We start from the raw sequence: 26,982 nt of genomic DNA on the forward strand, positions 1-26,982 counted from the left end.
ACCCCATTTGAGCTTTAGCAATAAACCTCAAGGATAGTATCCGGTACCAATCGAGTGGCAATTAGTTGATTGTCTATTGCATCCTCGCAGGAGAATGCATTAAAACCCTCGACTGGCCGGACGCTTTAGAGGAACTGACGAAGTGCGACAGCTAGTTTCTCCGGCGAATGCCGACCCGTCAGAGCTCCGTGGTCATCAACTTCTTGCACATCGGCGAAGACAACCTGCGCGTCTAGGCTATCCGCCGCTCGCTGCAGGTATTCTCGTTCGGTATCCGCGAGCGGCGTGTTGTCGTCGACAAGCACGTAATTGAGCTTCAAGTTAGGTGCATGCTGCGTGAGCATATGGATGTGCCGTTCGGAAGAAAAACCGGCGGTCTCCCCCGGCTCGGCGACAAGATTCAGCACCACGACGGTTGTGGCATTGGTTTCTTGCAGAGCATCCCGCAGCCCGGGCACCTGAAGATGTGGCAGAACCGAAGTAAACCACGAACCCGGACCCAGCGTCACCAAATCGGCATTGAGGATAGCTTCAATGGCCTCCTCGGATGCCGGCGGAGTCTCAGGAATCAGCCGGATTCGGCGCACCTGGCCAGGTGTCGTGGCCACTGCGACCTGGCCACGGACCTGGCGCACAACGCGAGCATCCTGCTCCAAGCCAACGACTTCGGCCTCAATCTCTAGCGGGATCGGCGACATGGGCACGACTCGACCCCGGATTTGCAGCAACCGGCCAATTTCGTCAAGCGCGTCGACTTCATTTCCCATCACACTGGTGAGGCCAGCGATAATCAGATTGCCAATCGCATGCCCTGCCAGTGCGCCAGTTCCGCCAAAGCGGTGCTGCAGTGTCTTTTCCCACAGATCGCCTTTTTCCGTATCTGCGGAAAGCGCGGCGAGTGCCATGCGAAGGTCTCCAGGGGGAATCTGCCCCAGCTCACGACGAAGGCGACCCGAGGATCCGCCGTCGTCGGCAACTGTGACCACCGCTGTGACATGGTCCGCAACCTGACGGTCAGCTCTCAGCGTGGCAAATAGACCATGACCGCCACCCAGACTGGTAATTGATGTCAATTTCTACACCTCCACTAAAACCGCTAGTTGCGGTCAATATCGCGGTGGACGACGTTGACGTTGATCCCGGAAACTCCCTCGAGCTTCTTAGCCAGCGCCTCCGACATGGCCACACTTCGGTGATGGCCTCCGGTGCATCCCACAGCGATAGTCATAAAACCCTTGCCCTCACGGCGGTACCCGGGCAAAACCAATTCAATCAAGTTTGTGACGTTGTCCAAAAACCCCTGAGACTCAGGTTGGGACAGCACGTAGTCGGCCACGGCTTTGTTGGTACCGCGGCCCGCACGCAGCTCAGGTACCCAATAGGGATTGGGGAGAAAACGGACGTCGAAAAGCATGTCGGCATCGCGCGGCGCACCGTGCTTAAACCCAAATGATTCGATGGTGATCTGCTGAATCTTGCTAGCGGTATCCGACAACTGATGCTCTAACTCACGGCGCAAATCGTGCACGCTCATGTCAGAGGTATCCACTACTAAATCCGACATGCCCTTTATTGGCAGCAACATCTGACGTTCAGCGGCAATACCCTGTGAAAGCGTGCCATTTTCCTGCAGCGGATGGGTGCGGCGGACAGAGTCGTAGCGGGCGATGAGGGTGTCGTCGTTGGCATCAAAGAAGATGACATAGGGCTGGCGCCCCTCATTGCGGAGTCCGTCGAGCACCTCCCCCAAACTGCCGGCGAACGCGCGCGAGCGCACGTCGGTGACGATAGCGAGGCGCTCTACTGGAGAGTCCGCTTCAAACGACAACTCGACCATGCGCATAATCAACTCCGGGGGCAGGTTGTCTGCGACATACCAGCCCATCTCCTCCAAGACGCTGGCGGCCGTATTGCGTCCGGAACCGGACATGCCGGTAATCAACACAAGTGACTTTTCAGCCTGAGGGGAATAACCCGAAGTAATCATGCCATCACTCTAATACAATTCCGCCCAACCGCTCTCGGTTTTACTAGCGGAAGTAAACCCCCTAGCACTGTTTCAAGTGCGGTTTTAGCCACTTGTTTACCTACTTCTACGCCTACTCTCCCGGACCGACATCCGAGTTTGGCTCTGACGACTTCTCGTCTGGATGGAGGTAATCGTAAACAGTTTTCGCGAGCATCGGCCCGAAACCAGCCACTTCTTCGATCTGCTCGACGCTGGCCTTCTTCAGCGCCGCAACGGAACCAAAGTGCTTGACCAACTCACTGCGGCGTGCTGGCCCCAGCCCCTTAATGCCATCAAGCACCGACGAGCGCATGCGTTTAGATCGCTGCTGACGGTGATAATTAATGGCAAAGCGGTGCGCCTCATCACGAATTCGCTGGATTAGGTACATCGCTTCCGAATTACGCGGCAGAATGAGTGGCTCATCATCGTCGGGAATCCACAGCTCTTCTAAGCGCTTGGCAATTCCCACCAACGTCACATCGGTGACCTCGAGTTCATCGAGGACCGCCTGTGCGGCTGCGACCTGCGGTGCACCACCGTCGACGATGAACAACTGTGGCGGGTAGGCAAACTTGCGGTTACTCCGCGACTGCTCATCGACGGCATCAGTCGTCTCTTCGACGAACATCTCGCTTGCATCATCGGGCATGGCGAGCTTGTCCTCGTTATGGCGCAGAAAACGACGGCGCACCACCTCAGCGATAGAACCGACGTCGTCCGAGCGACCGTCACCCGCTGCATCTTTGATTCGGTAGCGGCGGTAGTCGGACTTCTTGGGCAATCCATCCTCGAAGACCACCAACGAGGCCACCACATCGGTGCCCTGAATATGCGAGATGTCAGTGCACTCGATGCGCAGCGGCGCTTCATCCATAAATAGCGCGTCCTGGAGTTCGGAGAGAGCCTGCGATCGAGTAGTTAGATCTCCACTTCGCTTTAGCTTGTGCTGGCGTAGCGCTTCAGCTGCATTTTTCTGCACGGTCTCCATGAGCGTCCGCTTGTCACCGCGTTGTGGGACGCGAATATCTACATTGGTGCCACGAATATCGGCCAAAAATGCAGTAACCTCGTCAAGATCGTCGGGCGTGGCCTGAACGAGAATTTCGCGTGGCACAACCTGGGCGGCAGTGGTTGATTCATCGCCGTCGACATCCGCGTGCTTGGCGGCGTCGCCATAGAACTGTGTCAGGAACTGCGTTAGCAGCCCACCCAAGCTGGGGTCAGTTTCTCCCTCTCGAAACTCCGTAGTCGCGTACTCGCCGGACTTCTCCACTACCCAGCCGCGCTGACCGTAAATACGTCCCGCCCGAACATGGAAAATCTGCACGGCCGCTTCCAGTTCGTCGGTTGCTAGCGCAATAAAGTCGGCATCGGCGGCGTCGGAAAGCACGACTGACTGCCGCTCCATGACCTTGTCGATGGCAGCGAGGTTGTCGCGCAGACTAGCGGCGCGCTCGAAGTCTAACTCGCCGGCAGCTTCCTCCATTTCCTTCTTTAAGCGCCTCGTGACCGGGCCCGTATTTCCCGACATGAAGCTGGTAAAACCACGGACAATTTCGCGGTGTTCCTCGGCACTGACACGGCCGACACAAGGCGCCGAGCATTTGTCGATATAGCCGAGCAAACAGGGCCGCCCCAGGGCTTGCTGCCGGTTGAAGACTCCCTTTGAACAGGTGCGGGCTGGGAAAACTCGTGTAAGCAAGTCGAGCGTTTCTCGGATAGCCCACGCGTGTGAATAAGGCCCGAAATAACGCACGCCCTTCCGGCGCGGTCCTCGGTAGAGAAAGAGCCGCGGGTACAGCTCTCCAACGCTGACGGCCAACATCGGATACGACTTGTCGTCGCGGTACATCACGTTGAACCGCGGATTAAAGCGCTTGATCCAGGTGTACTCCAACTGCAGCGCTTCGACTTCATTGTGGACGACAGTCCACGTCACCTTCGAAGCGGACTGCACCATTTGGCGGGTGCGGGGATGAAGCCGAGTTAAGTCCTGGAAATAGTTAGACAAACGCGCACGGAGATTCTTCGCCTTGCCGACGTAGAGAACGCGCCCGGTTGAATCGAGAAAACGGTACACCCCCGGCTCCGTGGGAATGGTGCCGGGGGCGGGACGGTACTGAGAAGGGTCAGTCACTTACGGTGTCCTTAAAACGTGTCCTTGGGTTAGTCCTCCGGCATGAACTTGTCTTCAAGTTCACGGAACCGGCGGATGTCTTCCACGACGCGGCTGCCGTCGGCCGACTGGATCGCGAGCATCGGCACAAACTCAAAGTCAGGCAGCTCCAAGCGAGCCCAGCGGGACTTCTTTGGAAAACTCAGGCCGTAGATATCGACCCACGGGTAGAACTTCGCATTGAGCAGATTGCGGACTTCCACGCCCCTGGCATTGACGCGAACGCGAGCCCGAGTCAGTAGCAGAATCACCCCGGCGATAATCAAACCAATCATCGGGAAAGCCAGCTGGTCAATAATGGTCACCGAAGCTCCGGTGTTACCAAAGTCCACCACGATACCCATGAAGATATGGATAGCGAAAACCACAACTGCAGCGATAATCGCCCACAGACGCAGCTTTTGCGAGGTGATTTCCAACAGCCATTTGTCTTCGCTACCGGTGTCGACGGCAGTCGAATTGCTGTGGCGTTCGGAGTTACCCATTCTTACTCAGCTCCACCTTCACGAAGGGACTTCAACACTGCGACGGTATGCAGCGCTGCGGCCATGGCCTCGCGACCTTTATTCTCCGCGGCGCCCTCACCGCCGGCACGATCAATTGCCTGCTGTTCAGTGTTGCAGGTCAACACACCATTGCCAACTGGCGTTTCACAGTCCAGTGCGATCCGCGTCAGGCCCTCAGTCACCGAGTCGCAGACATAGTCGAAGTGCGGCGTACCACCGCGGATAACGCACCCCAGCGCCACCACGGCGTCGTGAGTTCGGGCGAGCTGTTGCACCACAACCGGAATCTCCAGAGCACCGACGACAGTCACATCCGTGACTACAGCGCCGACCTCCTCGGCCTGGGACAGCGCTTCACGACGAAGCTGCCCAGTAATCTCCTCGTTCCAGTGAGAGGTGACCAGACCGACGGTCACACCAGTGGAATCGGGAACGGAAATTTCAGGAAGACCTGCGCCACTCATCTACTGTGCTCCTTCTGTCGAAATGCCGTGGGTCTCCATGTACTCATCCAACCAAGGAAGTTCATGGCCCATGCGTTCGCGCTTTGTCAACAAGTATTTCAAGTTATCCTCGTTGACCTCAACTGGCACCGGGACTCGGCGGCTCATCTCCAACCCATATCCGCCTAGGCCGGCACGCTTGGTCGGATTGTTCGTCAGCAGCGCCATAGTGGTGACTCCAAGATCCTGCAGAATCTGTGCACCAGTGCCGTACTCACGTGCATCCGACGGCAAACCGAGCGCAAGATTGGCATCAACGGTGTCAGCGCCTTCATCTTGCAAGTGGTAGGCCTGCAGCTTCGGCATCAGACCAATGCCTCGGCCTTCGTGACCGCGCATGTAGAGGATGACGCCACGCCCCGCTTCGTGAACCATGCGCATGGAGTTGTGCAGCTGCTGACCGCAGTCGCAGCGGCGAGATCCCAGTGCGTCGCCAGTGAGGCATTCGGAGTGCACACGCACGAGGACGTCCTGACCATCGTTGGAAGACACATCCCCCACAACGAGAGCGACATGCTCAACACCGTCGATAAGGCTCCGGTACCCAATGGCACGGAACTCGCCGTAGTCGGTCGGCAGCTTGGTTTCGACAACGCGTTCAATCAAGTGCTCGTTGTGGCGACGGTATTCGATCAGCTGCTCAATGGAGATCAGCGCTAAATCGTGCTTGTCGCAGAAGCGACGCAGTTCCTCCGCGCGCGCCATACCGGTCGGGTCTTCCTCGGAGACAACCTCACACAGCACGCCAGCAGGACGAAGCCCTGCCAGGCGGGCGAGATCGACCGCAGCCTCGGTGTGGCCGGCACGGACGAGGACGCCACCATCGCGAGCTCGCAACGGGACCACGTGTCCTGGTCGGGTGAAATCGTGCGGGCTCGACGTGGGATCAGCCAGAGTACGAATGGTGTTCGCACGATCTGTGGCGGAAATACCGGTCGTACCGGTGTTGGCATCCACGGTCACTGTGTATGCGGTACCGCGGGCATCCTCATTCTCTGACACCATCGGTGGCAGATTCAGACGCTCGCAGTCCTCGGCGGTCAGCGGCGCGCAGATGTAACCAGAGGAATAGCGAACCATAAAGGCAACAAGTTCAGGCGTTGCCTTCTCGGCGGCGAAGATGATGTCGCCCTCGTTCTCACGATCTTCATCGTCGACGACGACCACGGCCTTACCGGCTGCGATGTCCGCAATGGCCCGCTCTACAGAATCGAACTTAATCACAGTCTTGTAGCTTATCTTTCCAACATTTTCTCGACGTACTTGGCTAGCACATCGACTTCCAAATTGACCTTGGTGCCTACCGCGGTCGAACCAATAACGGAGTCCGTCAGCGTCGTCGGTATCAGGCTGACTTCAAAGAACCCCTCGCCTACTGCAGAGACGGTCAACGAAGTACCATCCACGGCAATTGAGCCCTTTTCCACGACATACTTGGAGAGATGCTCCGGCAGCGAAATCCGCACTACTTCCCAGCGCTCCCCTGGCGTGCGCGAAATAACCTCGCCGGTGCCATCGACATGTCCCTGCACGATATGGCCGCCAAGGCGTTGACCGACTGCGGTTGCACGTTCGAGGTTGACCTTGGAGCCGACCTCAACTTGGCCGAGGCTCGACCTAACCAGAGTCTCTTGCATGAGATCAGCGGTAAAGAAATCATCGCCAAACTCCACGACGGTCAAACAAACGCCATTGACAGCAATGGAATCACCGTGGTGCACGTCGTCAAGCACGGTGGTCGCGCGAATGGTCAGAGTAATCGAATCGGCTTCGCGGTGGATTTCGCGAATTTCGCCGAGTTCCTCAACAATTCCCGTAAACATAGTGGTCAGGAAAATCCTTTACCGTTTGTTATAAATTGAAAGATTTTTACAAAATTAACTCTAGCCGGTCTACCCGCGATCTTTGCCACTGCGGAGAGCCGTAATCAAAATGTCATCTCCCAGAGTCTCGACCGCGACGGTACGAAAGCGCGAGATGTCAGTGATGGTGGTCTCATGGTTGGCCGATGTCACCGGCAGACCAGCTCCGAGAAACGCCGGGGCAATGTAAGACTCAATCGCGTCGACAGCATCGGCTTCTAAGAAAGCGCTGGCGAGCCGTGGGCCGCCTTCTACCAGCACGTCAATAAGTCCCATATCCGCCATTGTCTCCAGCGCCACTTCCACATCGTGAGTGCGAATGTGGCGGAAGTTATCGCCGCGGATATTCGCATCGGCGGCGACCTCCGAGGTGCCGATCGCGATGCGCAGGGGTTGCGTTGACAGCTCCTCGCCGTCTGGTGTGCGCGCGGTCAATCGCGGATTGTCAGCGAGCACTGTTCCCGTTCCGACGACAATCGCTTGCCGACGTGCACGATCGATATGTACCCGTGCCCGCGCCTGCTCCCCCGTAATCCACTGCGAGGTGCGGTCGGTAGCGGCGGCGAAACCATCCAGCGTGCCCGCCGTCTTCAGCGTGATGTGTGGGCGCCGAGTGCGCTGCCAGTGTAACCATGGACGCAGATAGCCATCCGCCACACGATTGCGTTGGAACTCCTCGACCACGTCGATTCCCTTGTATCGCAACCACTCGCTGCCGCCAGCGGCCACGGGATTAGGATCGGCGACCGCAAATATGACGCGGGAAACTCCGGCTGCCGCAAGTGCCTCGGTGCACGGTGGTGTACGGCCGATATGATTGCACGGCTCTAGTGTGACCACTGCAGTACCGCCCTGAGCTCGTGCCCCCGCCATTTCTAATGCTTGTGGCTCTGCGTGTCGGCCACCTACCGGCTCAGTTCCGGCCACTCCTACCGCAATCCCTGCGGTATCGAGGATGACGCAACCAATCGGTGGATTGGGATAGGTGGTGCCCCGAACTCGCTGGCCGGCTTCTATGGCCAATGCCATAGCTTGAGCGTCAGTCAGCGGCTGTGCGGAGACGAGATCCGGAAACTGTGCCACCGTGCTTCACCGCCGTCTACTTAGTTGCAGCAGTAGTGGCCAATGCGCGCAGCTCATCGACAGCCGCCGCACGATCATCAGCGCCGAAAACGGCCGACCCTGCAACGAAGGCGTCGCAACCGGCGGCGGCAGCGGATTCGATGGTCTTGGCGGAGATACCACCGTCAATCTCGATCAGAGTATCCAGACCTTCGGCATCAATGCGCTGACGCAGCTTCTCGACCTTGGTTAGCTGATCCGGCATAAAGGACTGGCCCCCGAAACCGGGTTCGACACTCATGACCAGCACCTCGTCGAATTCGGCGAGGTGATCCAGCCACGGCTCAATTGGGGTACCCGGGCGCAGCGAGAACCCGGCCTTCACGCCCTGGGAACGAATGTGGCGTGCCAGTGCGATGGCATCGTCGACGGCTTCCACATGGAAAATAACGGAGCTCGCCCCCGCCTTAATGTAGGTGTCGACCCACTTCTCCGGGTTCTCAATCATGAGATGGACATCCAAGTACTTGTCCGTCACCGCAGCTACGGCCTCCAGCACCGGAGCGCCGAAGGACAGGTTGGGAACGAAGTGGCCATCCATGACGTCGATATGCAGCCAATCTGCATTGGCTACAGCCTCAACCTCGCGGTCGAGGCGAGCGAAGTCAGCAGCGAGAATGGACGGGGCAATAATTGGTGCGCTCATAACCTCTGAGCCTAGTCGTTCTTGCGCAAAACTGAGAAGAACATCGCATCGGTACCGTGGCGGTGTGGCCACATCTGCACAGATGGATACGGTCCGACATCAGTCATCGGCGCTACCAACTCGTGTGCATTCAGCTCCGTCACCGGCAATTCCGTCACTGCCCTATCGACAATGCCCCTGGTTTCCCGCAGATGCGGAGAACACGTGGAATAGACGATGATGCCACCCGGCCGTGCCAGACGCACAGCTTCACTGAGCAGTTCAAACTGCAGCGCAGTCAAGGAGTTCAGATCGGACGGCGACTTCCGCCAGCGCGCTTCCGGGCGACGGCGAAGCGAGCCCAAACCAGAGCACGGCGCGTCTACCAAAATGCGGTCAAAGCCTGCCTCCAGCCCGGTATCGCGACCATCCGCAACGGTTACAGTCACTGGCAGCCCGGCCGTGGCCTTCTTCACCAGTTCTGCGCGAGTCGCAGATACCTCAACAGCGTCGAGCTTCGCGCCCTCAATAGCTGCGATGCCGCCGATGAAAGCTGACTTACCACCGGGGCCGGAACACAAATCTAACCAGCGGCCGCTGTCTTCACCGGCAACGGGTGCCATGGTGACGGCACGCGCAATGAGCTGAGAACCCTCGTCCTGCACCGCAGCCAAGCCCTGTCGGACCGGCTCCAATTCTCCTGGGGCACCGGAATCCAAGCGCACGCAGTACGGCGACCACGGTCCCTCTTCACCGCCGGTGATCAGTGCCAATTCCTCAGCAGTAATCTCGCCCGGACGAGCGACCAAGTGCACCAACGGGCGCGCATCGTCGGCAGCGAGTGCCTGCTGCAGCTCACCGGCTTGTGCACCGAGTGCGCGGGCAAACTCCATCGCAATCCAGCGCGGGTGGGCATGCTTCATCGCTACGTAGCTAATCGGATCGGTCGCAGGATCCGGCGCGACCTCAGCCACCCATTCGCCTTCGGTCTTCGAGGAAACTTTCCTCAAAATGGCATTGACAAAGCCGCGCGCACCAGGTCCCGCTACCTTCGCCACCGCCCGCACCGAGGTATCGACCGCCGCGTAGGCATCGACGCGCGTACGCAGCAGCTGGTACGTGCCCAGGCGCAACACATCCATCACCGGTCCAGCAATATCGTTTAACGGGCGTGACGACGATGCCTCAATCACGGCATCCAACAGGCCTTCCGCCCGCAGTGTGCCGTACGTCAGCTCAGTTGCAAAAGCAGCATCCCGACCCTTGAGCTTGTGTGCCTTCAGCAACCTGGGCAGCAGCAGGTTCGCGTAAGCATCATTCTCGCGAACGTCGGCTAGTACCTTCAGTGCGACCTTGCGCGGTTGGTCAATGCCACCGCGATTGTCCCCACCTCTGTTGTCACGGTTACGGTTGCGGTCATTGCGGTTCTGTCCGCTGCGGTTGCCGCGCTGCCGTCCGCCACCGGTGTGGCGGGGTTTGTCGTTGCCCATTTACTCGCAGACCTTTCCGCCGGGTTGGCTACCTCGCGCCCAGTCGGACGCATCCATCATCTTCTTACCCTGTGGCTGCACCTTCACCAGCTGCACATAGCCATCGGCACAACGCACAGATACTCGGTGCTTCTCCACTACCAACTCACCCGGTGTGGCGGCTGCCGCCTCCGGAGCAGCTGCCTTTCGCACCTCGTCGACCGCGGCGCTGTCCTCGTCGGAAAGCGGGGTGAGCTCTCCGACCTTCAAACGTGCGCCGTCGAGAGTTGTCCACGCACCTGGGGCAGGCGTGAATGCACGAGCGCGGCGGTCAAGAAGATGTCGCGGCTGAGTCCAAACGATTCGGGCATCCTCCGGCCCGAACTTAGCGGCGTAACTGACATCCTGTTCTGGCTGAGCGGTCGGACGCAACGCACCGGCTTCGATGCCGTCCATGGTGGCGGCTAGAAGATCCGCGCCGGAGTATGCCAGGCGGGTCAAAAGGTCGTCGGCATTATCGGTCGGGCGAATCGCTTCGGTGACGGTACCGAAAACTGGTCCGGTATCCAGACCCTTTTCAATCCGGAAAGTACTGGCACCCGTGACTTCATCGCCGGCAGCGATAGCTGCCTGCACCGGCGCGGCACCTCGCCAAGAAGGAAGCAGCGAGAAATGCAGATTGACCCAGCCGTGCGTCGGTACATCGAGCAAATCCTCCGGCACGAGATTGCCGTAGGCGACCACCGGGATGCAGTCGGCGTTTAATTCGCGGATCTGCTGCTGGATCTCTTCATCGCGCAGGGTCGTCGGGGTGAGCACGGGAATGTCGTGTTCCAAGGCCAGAGCCTTCACCGGCGAGGGCGAAAGCGACTTACCGCGGCCACGGCGGGCATCGGGGCGAGTGAGAACAGCGACGATTTCATGACGGGAGTCTTCGAGCAACTTCTTCAGTGCAACGACAGCAGGTTCCGGGGTTCCGGCAAAAATCAGGCGCACAGTAAGTGGATTCCTTCCTGGTGGACCTAGTTGTTCTAGTTAATCTAGTGATGAAACTCGGGGCGCCACACCCAGGGGTCTAGGCGCAGGTGAGTTAACCGCGGTTGAGGAACCAGTCCTGCTCACGCAGAGAACGCATCGCGGTCTTGCGCTCGTCGCCCTCGAGACGCTTCAAAAACAGCACACCATCCAGGTGGTCGCTTTCATGCTGCACACAGCGAGCCAGCAAATCATCAGCTTCGAAGCTCACCGGTGTGCCGTGGCGATCCTGGCCAGTAACGCGCACACGTGCGTGTCGAGTCACGGGTCCATTAATACCCGGGATAGATAGGCATCCTTCGATTTCGTGGACAGTCTCGTCGCCGATGGCTTCCCATTCCGGATTGACGATGTGCCCGCGGGTGCCGTTGCAGTCGTAGACGAAAACGCGCTGCAGCACGCCGACCTGGTTTGCCGCGAGCCCGACGCCCTGTTGCTCGTCCATCGTGTCGAACATGTCATCAATCAGGTGCGACAGCGTCGCGTCGAAATCAGTGACGGTATCCGCCTTGGACAGCAACACCGGATCGCCGAAAAGACGTACCTCACGAACTGCCATGAACTTAGAGCCTCCAAGAAAACTGGTGTGAATCAAGCGATAACGCGCTCATTTTAGCAGCTAGCCGAAATTAATCGGATCGACGACAACGCGCACCGGCGTCGGGTCCTTCCTGGTCGCTCGAACGACCTGTGCTGCCTTCAACGCCGCTCCCACCGCCCGTGCTTGCCGACGGTCACAGCGCACCAACATCCGCTGAATAGGTGTACCCGGTTCCACGCCTGCTGGTGGTCTGGCGTTGCGGGGAAGGTCTACCGGCCCCAGGATTTCCGCGCCCGATGGAACCTCCAGGGACTCCATGAAGTTACGCAGGCCCTCTTCAGTCCCGTCCACCGCTGCCACGTGAAAGGCCGGAGGCAGAGCGGCGGCTGTACGGTCGGCCAATTCCCTGTTCGCAGCGCCTACCGCGTCCCATGCCAGAAGATCGGCCACAGTCGGGACTGCAGCATCCGCATCGATAACCACTGCCCCTCCTCGCTCCCGCGGGCGCGCAAGCGTGACAGCTCGAGACCAATGCGCATAGGCCTCTTCATGAGCGCGCAAGTCCTGCCGGCCGAGCATCGCCCAAGTGTCCAGCAGCATCACTGCTCCGTAGCCCTCCGGCGCATAAGGCTCGGCTCCCGGCGTGGCCACCACGACCCTCGGGCCTTCGGGAATGTCGTCAACAATCCGTTCGCCAGAGGAAGCGACGACTGGGAATGGACTGAAAATACGACCAAACTCTTCCGCCGTACGTTCACTGCCGACCACGACTGGCCGAATCTTGGTGGAACCGCAGCTATGGCAACGGTGGTGGATGTCGATGCGGCCACACCACCGACAGGTCGGCGGCGCCGGATCGTCCGGGTTATCGGACGGTGGAATTCCCAGTGGACCGTTACACCAGCGACAGCGCGCAGGCGCGCCACAGGAGCGACACGACAATGTCGGTACATATCCCTTGCGGGGTACCTGGACCAGAATCGGAAGCTCTTCGCGCAGCGCGGCTTTTGCCCGTCGAAAAGCGATGGCAGGAAGGCGTCCCCTACTCACGTCATCCGGGTCTTCGGAAGTGTCCGTGGAGGCAATCATCTCCGGCATGGATTCAGCGAGGGCGTCGGCGCCTGCAACCAGATTGTGCGCCCAACCTGAGGAGACCAGCAGCTGCACCTCTGCTGTACGGCTATACGATGCAAAAATAAGAGCGCATCCCTCCTGCGCACTTCGCGTGACCAGCACCTCGCGAGAGTGGACGTAGGGTGCGCGGGGGTCTACGAGGTTGTCATCGCCATCATCGACAATCACTGCTAAACGCAGATTCTGCACTGGGGCGTACGCTGCCGAGCGCGTTCCGACGACTATGCGCCCCTGGCCGTGCAGGATATCCAGGTAGCGGCGATAGCGGGACTCGGGACCGAGACCAGCCCCGAGAAGAGTGAGCTGACGGGCAGAAATGAGCTCGCGAAAAGCGCTCTCGAAGCGTGCCTGCGTGCGTGCGTCCGGCACAATGATGAGAACACCGCCACCATCGCGGGCGACCAAAACGCTGAGCGCGGCGAGCATGGCTGCCACCTGTTCCCCTGGAACTGGCTGCCACGCTGCGCGTGCCGGGGCGCCCTTGCGGACGGAATCGACAAAGGATTCGCCGAAGACATAGTTGCCCCACGCGGAAAGGTCCGGATCCTCGGTGGCAAGCTTTCCCAATTCCTCCCACGTTGGGGGCATCTTCTCCTTGCGGGCACGTTCGGCCCGTGCATGACGGGTTGGGATGGCGGATCGAATGATGTTTGAGCGTGTTGCGCCGTAATACTCCGCCAGAGAATCCACCAACCGTCGAAGCTGTGGCGGATAGACAACCTCAGTGCTGATGACATCCTTGAGATAGGACAGTTTGCCGTCGTGAGTGGGCGTGGCACAGCGCTCCAGCACCAGCGCATTGACCAATTGGCCGTGGAATCGAATCCGCACCCGGCAACCGACAACCGCTTCCTCCGCTAGCGCGCGCGGAACCAGGTAATCGAAGGGGCGATCCAACTGCGGCAGCCCCAAAAGTGGAAGCACCCGCGCGACAGGCAGCTTCTCAGCTGCGGCGGCGGGTGCGAAAGGGGCGTCGGTCATAGAGTCTTACTCTACTTCCCCACCCCAGGGTCATGCTGGCGGGTGGTGTTTATCCCAGGCCAGCGGCTGCGCGGAGCTCTTCAACACGGTTGAGTTGCTCCCACGGCAGGTCCAAGTCAGTTCGGCCGAAGTGACCGTAGGTGGAGGTCTGCGCATAAATCGGGCGCAGCAAGTCCAGGTCACGAATAATAGCGGCCGGACGAAGGTCGAAGACCTTGTTGATAGCCTCGCGGATGGCGTCGTCCGAAACGTGACCGGTGCCGAAAGAGTCGACGTAAAGGCCTACCGGGCGAGCGCGGCCGATAGCGTAGGCGACCTGAATCTCCAGGCGGTCAGCCAGACCCGCAGCCACGGCATTCTTCGCAACCCAACGGGTGGCATAAGCGCCGGAGCGGTCCACCTTTGACGGGTCCTTACCCGAGAATGCGCCGCCACCGTGACGAGCCATACCGCCATAAGTGTCGACGATAATCTTGCGGCCGGTCAGGCCGGCATCGCCCATCGGGCCACCGATAATAAACTGGCCAGACGGGTTGACCAGCAGATTCAATTCTTCGGTAACAAAGCGCTCGCGCAAGTTAGCGTCGTCGAGCACCCAATCGACTACGTGAGTCTTAATCTGCTCGGTAATCCACTCCTGGGTCACATCCGGGTCGTGCTGCGTGGACACCACAACAGTGTCCAAGTACACCGGGTTATTGTCTTCGTCGTAAGCGAAGGTGACCTGAGTCTTACCATCCGGTCGAAGCGATGGGACGATGCCTTCCTTGCGTACCTGCGTCAAGCGGCGAGCCAGGCGGTGTGCCAGCGCAATCGGTAGCGGCATGTACTCCGGAGTTTCGTTGGTAGCGTAGCCGAACATCAGCCCCTGGTCGCCAGCGCCCTTGAGATCTTCTGCTTCGACTTCGCCATCAGAGCTGCGTGCTTCCAGAGAAGTGTGCACACCGTCGTGAATATCTGAGGACTGCTCACCGATCGAAACGGAGACGCCGCAGGTCTTGCCGTCAAAGCCCTTTTCAGAAGAATCGAAACCGATCTCCTTCAGTCGACTCCGGACAATACCGGGGATGTCAACGTAGCTCTTCGTGCGAACTTCGCCAACAACATGGACTAAACCGGTAGTCACCACAGTCTCAACGGCGACCATCGATGCAGAATCCTGCGCGAGCATAGCGTCAAGGATGGAGTCCGAAATCGAGTCGCAAATCTTATCTGGGTGCCCCTCGGTAACAGATTCACTGGAAAACAGCCGAAGATTAGAGGCCACGAGCAGTACAACTTTCTTCTAGATCATTTCCCCAGCCCTGCGATGTCGCTGCGGCGTGGGTTTTCGTTTGATTCGATAATTATAGACCAAGCGGTTCAGTCGCCGTAGTAGGCACCGGCTACTCCGCTGGCTGAGGTTCCTGTCGCAGCTCGGAGACTGCATCCAAAATCGAACCGGCTACCGAGAACTTTGAGCCTCGCGGCACGTCCCACTGCTCGCCATCGAGAGACAGCAACCATCCGACATTGTCCGTCGCACCGAAAGTTTGCCCACCTGAGACGTCGTTACACATGAGCAAATCGCAGCCCTTGCGCACAATTTTCTGCTTCGCAAGCTCGAGTGGCGTCGTCGTCTCGTCGCCGGTCTCAGCCGCAAAGCCCACCATCGTCGTGGTTGCCGGAATCTCGCCCGCTTTACGCCGCTCCACAGTGGTAGCCAGAATGTCAGGGTTTTCTACGAGCTGGATGTTGCTCAAAGCGTCGTCTGCGACGCCCTTCTTCATCTTGGCCCCAGCGGTCGATGCCGGACGGAAGTCGGCGACGGCAGCGGCAAAAATGCAGACATCGGCCAACTTGGAGTGTTCGTGGGCGGCCTTGGCCATCTCCAAAGTGGAATCAACCTTTACAACATTCGCGCCCAGCGGTGTCGGCAACTGATCTGTATGTCCTGCCACCACAGTGACCTGAGCGCCACGCTGTGCTGCCATCTCAGCTAGCGCGAAGCCCTGACGCCCTGAGGAGTGGTTGCCGATAAAACGTACCGGGTCGATAGCCTCACGGGTGCCACCGGCAGTAATCATGAAGCGCACGCCCTCGAAGTCGCGGCGGAAGTGGCGCGGATTCTCGACTGCCGCTAATGCCAGCGAAACTATCTGCTCTGGCTCCGGCAGACGACCTGGACCAGTGTCCTTACCAGTCAAACGGCCATGGGCCGGATCGAGGACAATAGTGCCATGGCGACGAAGAATCGCGACATTATCGCGCGTAGCTGGATGGTTCCACATCTCAGTGTGCATGGCAGGAGCCAGAACCACCGGGCAGGTCGCCACAAGCAAAGTTGCGGTGAGAAGGTCGTCGGCACGCCCGTGTGCGGCACGCGCCATAAAGTCGGCAGTCGCGGGAACCACGACGACGAGGTCGGCCTCCTGCCCCACGCGGACATGCTGAACTTCATCGACTGCGTCAAAAACCGTAGTCGACACCGGGTTCCCCGACAGCGCCTCGAAAGTAGCCGCACCTACAAAATTCAATGCGGACTCGGTGGGAACGACGCGAACATCGTGACCGAGTTCCTTGAAGCCACGAACAACGTGTGCGGCCTTATATGCAGCGATGCCGCCGGCAACCCCGACGACAACCTTTAAACATTCGGATACGTCAGCATTACCGGCGGCATGCATACAGATATCTCCCCTTAAGGAAATGCTCTAGCCCTCAGTGTGGTCCAGCAGACCAGCGTTGATTTCACGAAGAGCGATGGACAGAGGCTTCTCAGCGACCCCCGGAGTAACCAGCGGGCCAACGTACTCCAGCATGCCTTCGTCAATCTGCTGGTAGTAGTCATTAATCTGGCGTGCACGCTTGGCAGCGAAGATAGCCAGAGCGTACTTCGAAGAAGCCTTACCAAGCAGCTCATCGATCGGCGGATTGGTAATACCAATTGGCGGGTCGAACACTGCCTCGGTGGCGGTATTTTCCTGGGTCACGAGAAATCTTTCCTCAATAGAACGTGAGTTACTGGGGTGACAATAGAAACCGTCGGAGCAATAGAAACACCATTGCTTGGAAACGATTTCTACTATCGATGATGTGGAGTCGCCCTGTTACTTGCCAGTAGTCAGCGCCTGAGCGATGGCCGCCACAGCATCATCGACATTGTCGTTGACAACAACCTCATCGAATTCGTGCTGAGCATCCATTTCCACTCGCGCGGTTTCCAGGCGACGCTTGACTTGCGCCTCGGTTTCCGTGCCACGACCAGTGAGCCTGCTGACGAGAATCTCCCAGCTTGGCGGAGCCAAGAACAGCAGGTGAGCATTCGGCGCTACCTTACGGATGGAGCGGGCTCCCGCCAGATCCACCTCAACGAGTACCGGACGTCCCTCGGCGAGAGCTTTATCCACCGGGCCACGCGGCGTTCCAGAACGCTGCAGACCACCGTGGATTTCAGCCCACTCGAGCATCTCTCCTGCATCAATATGCTGTTGGAACTTCTCCGGGGTCACGAAGAAATAGTCGCGGCCATCGACCTCACCCGGCCGTGCGGCGCGGGTGGTCATGGAAACGCTGAAGTACAGTCCGGGAACCTCGGCACGGAGCCGACTGACAACAGTGGATTTTCCCACACCGGCAGGGCCGGCAAGGACTACCAGCTGACCGTTTTCATTCCCGGCCACTGCGACTAGTCCTCCACTGCGTAGCCGAAGCGCTCCAGCAGAGCGCGACGCTGACGGTCACCCAGGCCACGCAGGCGGCGGGTCTGAGCAATCTCCAGGTCATTCATGATGTCCTGTGCCTTGACCTTGCCGACCTTCGGCAGAGCCTCGAGCAGAGCGGAGACCTTCATCTTGCCGATGATCTCGTTCTCGTCAGCCTGCTTGAGAACCTCTGGCAGGTCGATAGCGCCACGCTTCAGCTTGTCCTTGAGCTCTGCGCGTACCTTGCGGGCCTGAGCTGCCTTCTCGAGTGCTGCTGCACGCTGCTCCGGGGTCAACTGCGGAAGGGCCACGTGTTCCTCCGTAAAAATAGATTGGTTAGTTTCTTATTTACTTGCACGAGCCTCGCGTCCACCAAGGGCAGGCAACGACACCGTGCTTAACGATTGGAGACCGTACCGCACTTACCGGTTGTTGAGGCAAATGCTGACGGGGTGTCGATAAAAATGACACCAGGGCTTTATCCGCCCCACCTTTCGGTCGTGGTCAACCAACTCCGGCGATTGTAGCACCGTTTGCCCAGGAGAATGGAAATTGACCACGGTTTTTGTACGAAATCTCCCAGGAATCGTCACAGTAACTTGCCTATACCTACTCCGCCGCCACCTGAGGCTCATTAGGAAAATCTCGGCAGCTAGGTACGGAAGAAGCCCGCAGGGGCACCTGTTCTATGAGGTGCGCCCTGCGGGCCTCTGCCAAATTGTCGATTCGCTGCTAACTCTCGGATAGGAACGGAGCCGCAGCTTCAATAGTTGCGCGCCGCAGCGCAGCAGGATCAGGCCCAGCGGAGAGAATTGCACGCGAAATATTTGGCAGTGCAAGCCCCTTGGATTCCCCTGCCAGACGATCTACATCGGCCGGGGTTCCACCCTGAGCTCCCACACCGGGCATGAGAATGGGACCACGCAGGTCACTGAGCACCGGGGCGTCGTCAAGCGTTGCGCCAACAACAACGCCGATGCTGCCCGCCTTTGCACCAGCGTCAATCTGGCGGGCATTAATAGCGGCTGCCTGGTTGACCATGGTCTGAGCCAGACTCTCACCCGAAACCGTCGCCTTCTGTACGGACGCACCTTCCGGATTGGACGTTGCGGCCAGCACGAACAGGCCGCGTCCGTTCTCCAACGCCAACGAAAACGCCGGATCAAGAGCACCGAACCCAAGGTACGGAGATACCGTCAGTGCGTCGGCGGCTAGCGGCGAGCTATCCGACAGCCAGGCATCAGCGTATGCAGCCATCGTCGAACCGATATCGCCCCGCTTGGCATCTGCAATCGACAGCGCACCGGCGTCCTTCAGATCCGCCAACGTCCGCTCCAGGACGGCAAAGCCCTTGGAACCGTAGGCTTCGAAGAACGCCACCTGGGGCTTGACGACGGCAACGATGTCACCGAACGCCTCGACGCATGTGGCGGCAAAACGCTCTAGACCGTCAGCCGAATGCGGCAACTGCCAGGCATCCAGCAGCCCCGGGTGCGGGTCGATGCCCACGCAGAGCCGACCGCGCTCGGCGACAACCTCGCTGAGGCGATCGCCGAAACCTTTGACTGTCCGCACTGCGGAACCTTCAGCCTTCGCGGTCATGTTAGGCCTGCTCCTGAGCAGCCAACTCTGCCGGGTGGAGTTCCTGCAGAGCCTTAACGCTCATCTCACCGTTGCGCAGTGCCAGAATGCCCTGCAGTGCGGCGACGGCCCCCTGAGCGGTGGTCACACAAGTTACGCCCTGGCTCACAGCAGCAGCGCGAATCTCATATCCGTCAGAGCGTGCGCCAGCAGAACCGGACGGGGTGTTGATAATGATGTCAACCTCACCGTCGCGAATCATGTCGACGATGTCGCGCTCGTCCGTCGGCGCATCGGAATCAGTCGTACGCTTTGCGACGACCTCACACTCAACACCGTTGCGGCGCAGCATACCGGCCGTACCCTCCGTTGCCAGGATGCGGAAGCCCATATCCGCCAGCGTGAGGATCGGGAAGACCAGAGTGCGCTTATCGCGGTTGGCCAGCGAGACGAAGATCGTGCCCTCGGTCGGCAGCTCACCGAAACCGGCCAGCTCGCCCTTGGCGAAAGCGGCACCAAAGTTGTCTGCCAAGCCCATGACTTCACCGGTGGACTTCATCTCCGGGCTCAGCAGGCTGTCGAGAGCGCGGCCCTCGAAGTCGCGGAAGCGGTTGAACGGCAGGACGGCTTCCTTAACCGCAATCGGAGCGTCAGCAGGCAGAGAGCCACCGTCGAAGTTGGACGGAATCATGCCCTCTTCGCGCAGTTCCGCGATAGTAGCGCCCATCATGACGCGGGACGCGGCCTTAGCCAGCGGAACTGAGGTTGCCTTGGAGACAAACGGTACGGTACGAGATGCACGCGGGTTGGCCTCGATGACGTAGAGCGTCTCGTCCTTGAGTGCGTACTGAACGTTCATCAGGCCCTTGACACCGATGCCGTGTGCCAGTGCCTTGGTGGATTCACGCACCTTGTCGATGATGCCTGCAGACAGAGTCATCGGAGGCAGCGCACACGCGGAGTCGCCGGAGTGAATACCGGCTTCCTCAATGTGCTCCATAACGCCGCCGAGGTAGACCTCTTCCCCATCACACAGTGCATCAACATCAATCTCGATGGCGCTGTCCAGGAAGCGGTCAACCAGTACCGGGTGCTCATTGGACAGCTCGGTAGCGCGGTTGATGTAGTCCTCCAGAGTGGCCTCATCGTAGACGATTTCCATGCCACGGCCGCCGAGGACGTAGGACGGACGGACCAGCACCGGGTAACCGATACCAGCGGCAACCTGGCGAGCTTCTGCGAAGGAGGTGGCGGTACCGAACTCCGGCGCCGGCAGCTTCGCCTCAGCCAGCACCTTGCCGAACTCACCGCGGTCCTCAGCCAGGTCGATTGCCTCTGGGCTAGTGCCGACAATCGGAACGCCTGCGGCCTGCAGACGCTCCGCCAGGCCCAGCGGAGTCTGGCCACCGAGCTGAACAATGACGCCTGCGACCTTTCCGGACTGGCTCTCAGCGTGGTAGACCTCGAGGACATCCTCGAAGGTCAATGGCTCGAAGTAGAGGCGATCTGCGGTGTCGTAGTCGGTGGAAACCGTTTCCGGGTTGCAGTTGACCATGACGGTCTCGTACCCAACCCGGGAGAGCTCGAGCGCCGCGTGGACACAGGAGTAGTCGAACTCAATACCCTGGCCGATGCGGTTAGGACCGGAACCGAGGATGATGACCTTTTCCTTCTCGGTCTGCGGGGCGACCTCGGACTCAGCAGCCGGGTCCAGCTCGTATGCCGAGTAGTGGTACGGAGTCTGTGCTTCGAACTCGGCGGAGCAGGTATCGACAGTCTTGAATACGGGGTGGATGTTCAGGCGCCAGCGCAGCTCGCGCACGCCGTCTTCCCCGGCCAATTCCGGACGCAGCGCAGCAATCTGAGCGTCGGACAGGCCCCAATACTTAGCCTCACGCAGCAGGTCGGAGGTCAGCACCGGAGCGTCGATAAGCTCCTTGCGGATATCCTGCAGGTTTTCCATCTCGGCGATAAACCACGGATCCAGGCCGGAAGCTTCGTGGATCTGCTCGATGGAAGCACCCAGACGCTGAGCCAGCTCAACGTCGTAGATGCGACCTTCAGTCGGACGCTTCAGATCCTCAAGGACAGCGTTGACATCGTTTGCGCGCTCACCTGCGAAGTCCTCATCCGGAACAGTCCAGAAACCAGCTGGCTTGTTCTCCAGCGAACGCATGACCTTACCGAGCGCGCCGATGTAGTTACGGCCGATAGCCATGGCCTCACCGACGGACTTCATGGTGGTGGTCAGCGTATCGTCAGCACCTGGGAACTTCTCGAAAGCAAAGCGTGGAGCCTTGACAATCACGTAGTCCTGCACCGGCTCAAACGCTGCCGGGGTTTCACCGGTGATGTCGTTGGTGATCTCATCGAGGGTGTAGCCGATAGCCAGCTTGGCAGCAATCTTTGCAATCGGGAAACCAGTTGCCTTGGAAGCAAGCGCCGACGAGCGGGAGACACGCGGGTTCATCTCAATGGTGATGATGCGGCCGTCATTCGGGTTGATGGCGAACTGGATGTTACAGCCACCGGTGTCAACGCCGACCTCACGCAGAATTGCGATGCCTTGGTCACGCATGGTCTGGAACTCGCGGTCGGTCAGAGTCATCGACGGGGCGACAGTCACCGAGTCACCAGTGTGGACACCGAGGGCATCAACGTTTTCAATGGAGCAGACCACGACGACGTTGTCGTCGCCATCGCGCATGAGCTCGAGCTCAAATTCCTTCCAGCCGAGGATGGACTCCTCGATCAGAACATTGGCCTCGGGCGATGCGGCCAGGCCGCCACCTGCAATACGGTCGAGGTCTTCCTGGTTGAAGGCCAGACCGGAACCCAGACCGCCCATGGTGAACGAAGGGCGAACAACGACCGGAAGACCGAGCTCTGCAACAGTCTCATGGACTTCTTCCATGTTGTGGCAGACGCGGGAACGAGCGGATTCGCCACCAATCTTGGCGACGATGTCCTTGAACATCTGGCGATCCTCACCGCGCTGAATGGCCGGAATATCAGCACCAATCAGCTCGACATTGTACTTCTCCAGAATGCCCTCGCGGTCCAGCTGAATAGCTGCGTTCAGTGCAGTCTGGCCACCGAGAGTTGCCAGGACAGCGTCAATCGGGTTGCCCTCTGCAGCTTCCTTGGCCAGAATCTTTTCGATGTACTTGGTTTCAATCGGCTCGATATAGGTGGAGTCTGCGAACTCCGGGTCAGTCATAATCGTTGCCGGGTTGGAGTTGACCAGCGTGACTCTCAGGCCCTCTTCGCGCAGCACGCGGCAAGCCTGGGTGCCGGAGTAGTCGAACTCGCAGGCCTGACCGATAACAATCGGGCCGGAGCCGATAACCAGTACGTGGTTGATGTCTGTACGACGTGGCATGGTGTTAGGTCCCTTAGCCCTTTCCTACTTGTTCGAGTTTCCGGTTGCGGACTTGTTGAAATCGACCTTCTGGATCAGCGCCAGGAAGTCATCAAAGAGAGAGTGCGCATCGTGCGGGCCGGCTGCGGACTCCGGGTGGTACTGCACAGAAAAGGCCATGCCGTTCTTCAGTGCGACACCTTCCACGACGTCGTCGTTAAGGCAGGTGTGCGTAACCTCTGCCTCGCCCCACGGGGTATCGAAACTCTCGCCGGCCTTGCCTTCAAGTGCGAAACCGTGGTTCTGAGCGGTGATAAAAATACGGCCAGTGCGGTGGTCCTTCACCGGAACATTGACGCCGCGGTGACCGAAGACCAGCTTGTAGGTATTCAGGCCGAGTGCGCGACCAAGAATCTGGTTACCGAAGCAGATACCGAATAGCGGCATGCCGTCATCGAGGGCAGCCTTGGCGACCGCAACCATCTCATCAGCAGTTGCCGGGTCACCCGGGCCGTTGGACAAGAAGACACCGTCCGGCTGGTATTCCTTCTTAATATCTTCGTACGGAGTGTTCGCCGGAACAACTACGACTTCCAGGCCACGCTTAGCCAGCTCACGCGGGGTGTTGGACTTGATGCCCAGGTCGTAGGCCACAACACGTGCCTTCTTCTCCCCCTGCGGTTCCACGACATAGGCCTCATCGGTGCTGACCTCGCGAGCCAGATCCGCGCCCTTCATCGCAGGCTGAGCGCGAACGATTTCCACCAGCTTATCGACGGGCTGCTGTGCGTCCTCACCGGAGAAAATACCAGCGGCAATCGAGCCATTGTCGCGCAAATGGCGAACCAGCGCGCGGGTATCAATCTGGCGGATACCGATGATGCCCTGTGCCTTCAGTTCATCTTCCAAGCTGCGCTCCGAGCGCCAGTTGGAGGGAATGCGCGACAAATCGCGGATAATAAAGCCAGCTGCCCAAATCTTGTTTCCGCGGGACTCGTAGTCCTCATCGTTCCAACCGGTGTTGCCGATCTGTGGTGCGGTAGCCACAATCAGCTGGCGGTGGTAGGACGGGTCCGTCAGGGTTTCCTGGTAGCCCGTCATAGCGGTGGTAAAAACTGCCTCACCCAGGGTTGTACCGGTGGCGCCGAAACCGCGTCCGCGGAACACTCGGCCATCTGCCAATACCAGGACTGCCGCTGTAGCGGCCGCGGCCTGCGACTCGTTGCTCACGTTATTGCCTTTCAGTTGGGTAGCGTGCGAGGAATTTACATTAATCATACGGGACGCATGTGAATTTTTATGCGTTGACATGAATATTATCCAGCGACCTCTCCGTTAAGAGCGGTCACCTTACCGCGCAGCACGGTAGCTGCCACGGACACGGCCATCTCCATTTCCTCATATGGAGTGTTCTCAGACTTCGACGCCAGGTCTTCGCCGCGGACCGTCCACTTTTTGCCCGGGTCAACAACGGTCAGGTTGGCAGGCTCACCGACAGCAATCGGACGGCCGTGCCCCGGTAGCTTCACGATTTGAGCGGGACGCTCACTCATGACCTTGGCCAGCCAGCGCCAATCACAATCGCCCTTCAAAACGAACTCTTCGGCGATGATTGGCATCGAGGTCTCCAGACCAAGCATGCCGGGCTTAGCGTGCTCGAACTCGCAGCACTTTTCTTCAGAGCCGTGCGGAGCGTGGTCGGTAGCGACACAGTCAATGATCCCGTCAATCAGAGCCTGACGCAGAGCCAGGGTGTCGCGCTGCTCACGCAGCGGCGGATTGACGCGGTAGATGCCGTCGTAGGTCTCCAACTTCTCATCGGTGAGGATCAGGTGATGCGGGGTAACCTCGGCGGTCAGCGGAATATCATGCTCCTTTGCCCACTTGACCAGCTCAACCGTGCCTTCGGTGGAAGCGTGGCAGATGTGCATGCGTCCGCCGTAGTCGCGAGCCATAATGGCATCTCGGGCCACGATGGACTCCTCAGCTACGCGCGGCCACCCGGTCAGGCCGAGTCGTGCGGCGGTCGGACCTTCGTGAGCCGATGCATCTGCGGTCAGACGCGGATCTTCGCAGTGCTGCGCCAGCAATACGTCTTCGCCGCGGGCGTATTCAATCGCGCGGCGCATAATCAGCGGATTGTCAACGCACTTACCGTCATCGGAGAACATGCGTACCTTCGCCTGCGAGTCTGCCATCATGCCGAACTCAGTCAGCGTCTCGCCCTTCAGCCCCTTAGTAATGGATCCGACCGGGTGAACGTCGCAGAGGTTCAGCGCCTGGCCCTTGAGCCACACCGACTCAGCAATCGAGGGGTCATCGGTTACCGGCGCGGTATTGGCCATAGTGAACACTGCGGTGAAACCACCGCGTGCTGCGGCAGCGGAACCAGTGGCCAGGGTTTCCGTATCTTCACGGCCCGGCTCCCGCAGGTGCACATGGATGTCAACCAGGCCTGGCAAGAGAACGAGGGAGTCGAACTCCAGGACCTCTACCCCGTCCTCGGCCGTGAGATTTTCTCCAATCTCAGCGATAACGCCATCTTCAATCAAGACGTCGACGTCTTCGCCTTCACCGTAGGGACGCACACCCTTCAGCAGCAGCTGTCCCCGTGCGGGTGCTGCCAATGGTCCTACCTCGGGGTACGAGGCTTCGTCATACTCATTGCGATTCGACATTTATGCCTGCCCTTCCAAGTTGGCGGAAACACCTGAGGTCAGCAGTGTGAAAAGAACTGCCATGCGGACGTGGACACCGTTGGCTACCTGCTGCAGCACGGCAGTGCGCGGCAAATCAGCGACGGCATCGTTAATTTCCATGCCACGAAGCATCGGGCCTGGGTGCATCACAATGCAGTCGTCGCGAAGCATCTTCTCGCGAGCCTTCGACAGCCCGTAGCGAGTGGCGTATTCGCGATGGGATGGGAAGAAGCCTCCGTTCATGCGCTCCTGCTGAACGCGGAGCATCATCACGGCATCAGCATCGCGAATCTCGTCTTCCATGCGGTAGGCAACACGCACCGGCCAGGTCTCGATGCCAAACGGCAGCAGCGTCGGTGGCGCGACGAAGACGACCTCGGCGCCGAGCTTGCTTAGCAGATCGGCGTTAGAGCGAGCGACGCGAGAGTGCAAAATATCGCCAACGATGACGACCTTGCGCCCCTCAATTCCACCGAGGCGCTGACGCAACGTCACCGCGTCCAGGAGAGCCTGCGTCGGGTGCTGGTGCTTTCCGTCACCCGCGTTGATGATCGATGGGCCGTTGCCAAATTCCTCAGTCCACTTGGCGATCAGCTGTGCCGCGCCCGACGATGGGTGCCTAACGACGATGGCATCGCCGCCGATAGCATCCAAAGTCAGCGCGGTGTCTTTCAGACTTTCGCCTTTCTTCACAGAGGAAGAGGAAGCCGAGATATTAATAACATCGGCGCTCATCCACTTACCCGCAGTCTCAAAAGAAGAGCGGGTACGCGTGGAGTTCTCGTAAAAGAGGTTATAAATAGTGCGGCCGCGCAGGGTCGGCAGCTTCTTAATTTCCCGACCGCGGATGACCTCCTTGAAACGATCGGCCTCATCCATCAGGCCGACAATTTCATCCTTGGTCAAATCCGCAATGCTAATCAGGTGTTTCACTGTTCCTCCGCCCGGGTGAGAATAACCGCGTCACGGCCGTCAAGTGCCTCTACCAGCACATCGACGTCTTCGTCGCGGGAAGTTGGCAGATTCTTACCGACGTAATCGGCGCGAATTGGTAGTTGACGATGACCACGATCAACCAGCACTGCAAGCTGAATTACTCGCGGGCGACCGATGTCAGCAATAGCGTCGAGTGCGGCACGAATTGTGCGACCTGAGAAGAGGACATCGTCTACGAGAACAACGGTGGTGCCGTCGATTCCGGAGTTTGGAATGTTCGTGGGCTGCAGGGCGCGGTGCGGGCCCTTGCGCAAGTCATCCCTGTACAGGGTGATATCAAGCGATCCAGTTTCCGGGCGAATGCCGGAGAACTGTTCAATCAAATCGGCTAGCTTCTCCGCCAGCGGTACGCCACCAGATGGAATACCGAGGAGAACTACGCGCCCAGCATTTGGGCTATCCAGCGCAGTTTTTTCAATAATTTGGTGCGCGATGCGCGCGATGGTACGTGCAACTTCGTCTGCATTGAGCAGCTCGGTTGTTTGCGGCGTTCCTTCGCTCATCGTGACCTCCTTCCCCGCCTCTCAGTGCGGTCCGTTAAAGGATGTCTTGATTGTGGATATTTGATTATCAGTTTGCATGACTCGCAACTACGGGCGCGGTGCAAACTTCCGCTGACCAGAATAGCACTCACACTTAAATTGCCTCTAAATGCAACAAAACTCCAAGCCCCCAAAAAAGGGACTTGGAGTTTCAG

General features: G+C 59.1%; 24 protein-coding genes. All 24 read right to left on the reverse strand.

The window, feature by feature from the left end; all coding sequences use genetic code 11:
- Nucleotides 1-125 precede the first annotated feature (125 nt).
- Complete coding sequence (gene yvcK, locus HMPREF2920_RS05395) at nt 126-1,073, reverse strand: gluconeogenesis factor YvcK family protein (protein WP_048731879.1); 948 nt, start codon at nt 1,071-1,073, stop codon at nt 126-128.
- Between the two features lie 23 nt (nt 1,074-1,096).
- The gene (gene rapZ, locus HMPREF2920_RS05400; protein ID WP_005510809.1) at nt 1,097-1,987 is read right to left on the reverse strand and encodes an RNase adapter RapZ; all 891 of its coding nucleotides are present in this window, start codon (nt 1,985-1,987) and stop codon (nt 1,097-1,099) included.
- 112 nt (nt 1,988-2,099) lie between these two features.
- The gene (uvrC, locus tag HMPREF2920_RS05405) at nt 2,100-4,148 is read right to left on the reverse strand and encodes an excinuclease ABC subunit UvrC (protein ID WP_049193720.1); all 2,049 of its coding nucleotides are present in this window, start codon (nt 4,146-4,148) and stop codon (nt 2,100-2,102) included.
- A 29-nt stretch (nt 4,149-4,177) separates the two neighbouring features.
- Nucleotides 4,178-4,672: a PH domain-containing protein gene (locus tag HMPREF2920_RS05410; protein ID WP_069358696.1), complete on the reverse strand. Its 495-nt coding sequence runs from the start codon at nt 4,670-4,672 to the stop codon at nt 4,178-4,180.
- Nucleotides 4,673-4,674: 2 nt separating this feature from the next.
- Complete coding sequence (gene ribH / locus HMPREF2920_RS05415; RefSeq protein ID WP_016422726.1) at nt 4,675-5,157, reverse strand: 6,7-dimethyl-8-ribityllumazine synthase; 483 nt, start codon at nt 5,155-5,157, stop codon at nt 4,675-4,677.
- Nucleotides 5,158-6,420, reverse strand: a complete 1,263-nt coding sequence (locus HMPREF2920_RS05420; protein ID WP_016422725.1) for a bifunctional 3,4-dihydroxy-2-butanone-4-phosphate synthase/GTP cyclohydrolase II — start codon at nt 6,418-6,420, stop codon at nt 5,158-5,160.
- Nucleotides 6,421-6,431: 11 nt separating this feature from the next.
- Entirely contained in the window at nt 6,432-7,019 is a 588-nt protein-coding gene (locus HMPREF2920_RS05425) for a riboflavin synthase (RefSeq protein WP_048731872.1), read from the reverse strand.
- A gap of 69 nt (nt 7,020-7,088) precedes the next feature.
- Complete coding sequence (ribD, locus tag HMPREF2920_RS05430) at nt 7,089-8,141, reverse strand: bifunctional diaminohydroxyphosphoribosylaminopyrimidine deaminase/5-amino-6-(5-phosphoribosylamino)uracil reductase RibD (RefSeq protein ID WP_016422723.1); 1,053 nt, start codon at nt 8,139-8,141, stop codon at nt 7,089-7,091.
- Nucleotides 8,142-8,157: 16 nt separating this feature from the next.
- A complete protein-coding gene (gene rpe / locus HMPREF2920_RS05435; protein WP_016422722.1) occupies nt 8,158-8,826 on the reverse strand; it encodes a ribulose-phosphate 3-epimerase in 669 nt (222 codons plus the stop codon).
- 11 nt (nt 8,827-8,837) lie between these two features.
- A complete protein-coding gene (locus tag HMPREF2920_RS05440) occupies nt 8,838-10,295 on the reverse strand; it encodes an RsmB/NOP family class I SAM-dependent RNA methyltransferase (RefSeq protein ID WP_016422721.1) in 1,458 nt (485 codons plus the stop codon).
- Nucleotides 10,296-11,270: a methionyl-tRNA formyltransferase gene (gene fmt, locus HMPREF2920_RS05445; RefSeq protein ID WP_070604553.1), complete on the reverse strand. Its 975-nt coding sequence runs from the start codon at nt 11,268-11,270 to the stop codon at nt 10,296-10,298.
- Between the two features lie 94 nt (nt 11,271-11,364).
- Nucleotides 11,365-11,868, reverse strand: a complete 504-nt coding sequence (gene def, locus HMPREF2920_RS05450) for a peptide deformylase (RefSeq protein ID WP_016422719.1) — start codon at nt 11,866-11,868, stop codon at nt 11,365-11,367.
- A gap of 60 nt (nt 11,869-11,928) precedes the next feature.
- A complete protein-coding gene (locus HMPREF2920_RS05455) occupies nt 11,929-13,965 on the reverse strand; it encodes a primosomal protein N' (protein WP_070604551.1) in 2,037 nt (678 codons plus the stop codon).
- A 49-nt stretch (nt 13,966-14,014) separates the two neighbouring features.
- Nucleotides 14,015-15,232 carry a methionine adenosyltransferase gene (gene metK / locus HMPREF2920_RS05460; RefSeq protein ID WP_070438390.1) on the reverse strand — a complete coding sequence of 406 codons (1,218 nt, stop codon included), beginning with the start codon at nt 15,230-15,232 and terminating at the stop codon, nt 14,015-14,017.
- A 118-nt stretch (nt 15,233-15,350) separates the two neighbouring features.
- On the reverse strand, nt 15,351-16,631 hold the full coding sequence (gene coaBC, locus HMPREF2920_RS05465) for a bifunctional phosphopantothenoylcysteine decarboxylase/phosphopantothenate--cysteine ligase CoaBC (RefSeq protein WP_070547083.1): 1,281 nt from the start codon (nt 16,629-16,631) through the stop codon (nt 15,351-15,353).
- Nucleotides 16,632-16,658: 27 nt separating this feature from the next.
- Nucleotides 16,659-16,937, reverse strand: coding sequence for a DNA-directed RNA polymerase subunit omega (rpoZ, locus tag HMPREF2920_RS05470; protein WP_005510796.1), 279 nt, complete (start codon nt 16,935-16,937; stop codon nt 16,659-16,661).
- A gap of 117 nt (nt 16,938-17,054) precedes the next feature.
- Nucleotides 17,055-17,627: a guanylate kinase gene (gene gmk / locus HMPREF2920_RS05475; RefSeq protein WP_070438382.1), complete on the reverse strand. Its 573-nt coding sequence runs from the start codon at nt 17,625-17,627 to the stop codon at nt 17,055-17,057.
- A 5-nt stretch (nt 17,628-17,632) separates the two neighbouring features.
- Nucleotides 17,633-17,959, reverse strand: coding sequence for an integration host factor, actinobacterial type (gene mihF, locus HMPREF2920_RS05480; protein WP_016422714.1), 327 nt, complete (start codon nt 17,957-17,959; stop codon nt 17,633-17,635).
- A 421-nt stretch (nt 17,960-18,380) separates the two neighbouring features.
- On the reverse strand, nt 18,381-19,250 hold the full coding sequence (gene pyrF, locus HMPREF2920_RS05485; RefSeq protein WP_070438379.1) for an orotidine-5'-phosphate decarboxylase: 870 nt from the start codon (nt 19,248-19,250) through the stop codon (nt 18,381-18,383).
- 1 nt (nt 19,251) lies between these two features.
- Nucleotides 19,252-22,611: a carbamoyl-phosphate synthase large subunit gene (carB, locus tag HMPREF2920_RS05490; protein ID WP_049193726.1), complete on the reverse strand. Its 3,360-nt coding sequence runs from the start codon at nt 22,609-22,611 to the stop codon at nt 19,252-19,254.
- Between the two features lie 24 nt (nt 22,612-22,635).
- Complete coding sequence (carA, locus tag HMPREF2920_RS05495) at nt 22,636-23,868, reverse strand: glutamine-hydrolyzing carbamoyl-phosphate synthase small subunit (protein ID WP_255465687.1); 1,233 nt, start codon at nt 23,866-23,868, stop codon at nt 22,636-22,638.
- A gap of 38 nt (nt 23,869-23,906) precedes the next feature.
- The gene (locus tag HMPREF2920_RS05500; RefSeq protein WP_070854080.1) at nt 23,907-25,268 is read right to left on the reverse strand and encodes a dihydroorotase; all 1,362 of its coding nucleotides are present in this window, start codon (nt 25,266-25,268) and stop codon (nt 23,907-23,909) included.
- A complete protein-coding gene (locus HMPREF2920_RS05505; RefSeq protein WP_016422709.1) occupies nt 25,269-26,222 on the reverse strand; it encodes an aspartate carbamoyltransferase catalytic subunit in 954 nt (317 codons plus the stop codon).
- Nucleotides 26,219-26,788, reverse strand: coding sequence for a bifunctional pyr operon transcriptional regulator/uracil phosphoribosyltransferase PyrR (gene pyrR, locus HMPREF2920_RS05510; RefSeq protein WP_016422708.1), 570 nt, complete (start codon nt 26,786-26,788; stop codon nt 26,219-26,221). Before pyrR ends, HMPREF2920_RS05505 begins: the two co-directional genes overlap by 4 nt.
- Between the last annotated feature and the right edge of the window lie 194 nt (nt 26,789-26,982).

The sequence above is a fragment of the Corynebacterium sp. HMSC075F02 genome, from assembly GCF_001838335.1.
GTDB lineage: Bacteria > Actinomycetota > Actinomycetes > Mycobacteriales > Mycobacteriaceae > Corynebacterium > Corynebacterium jeikeium_D.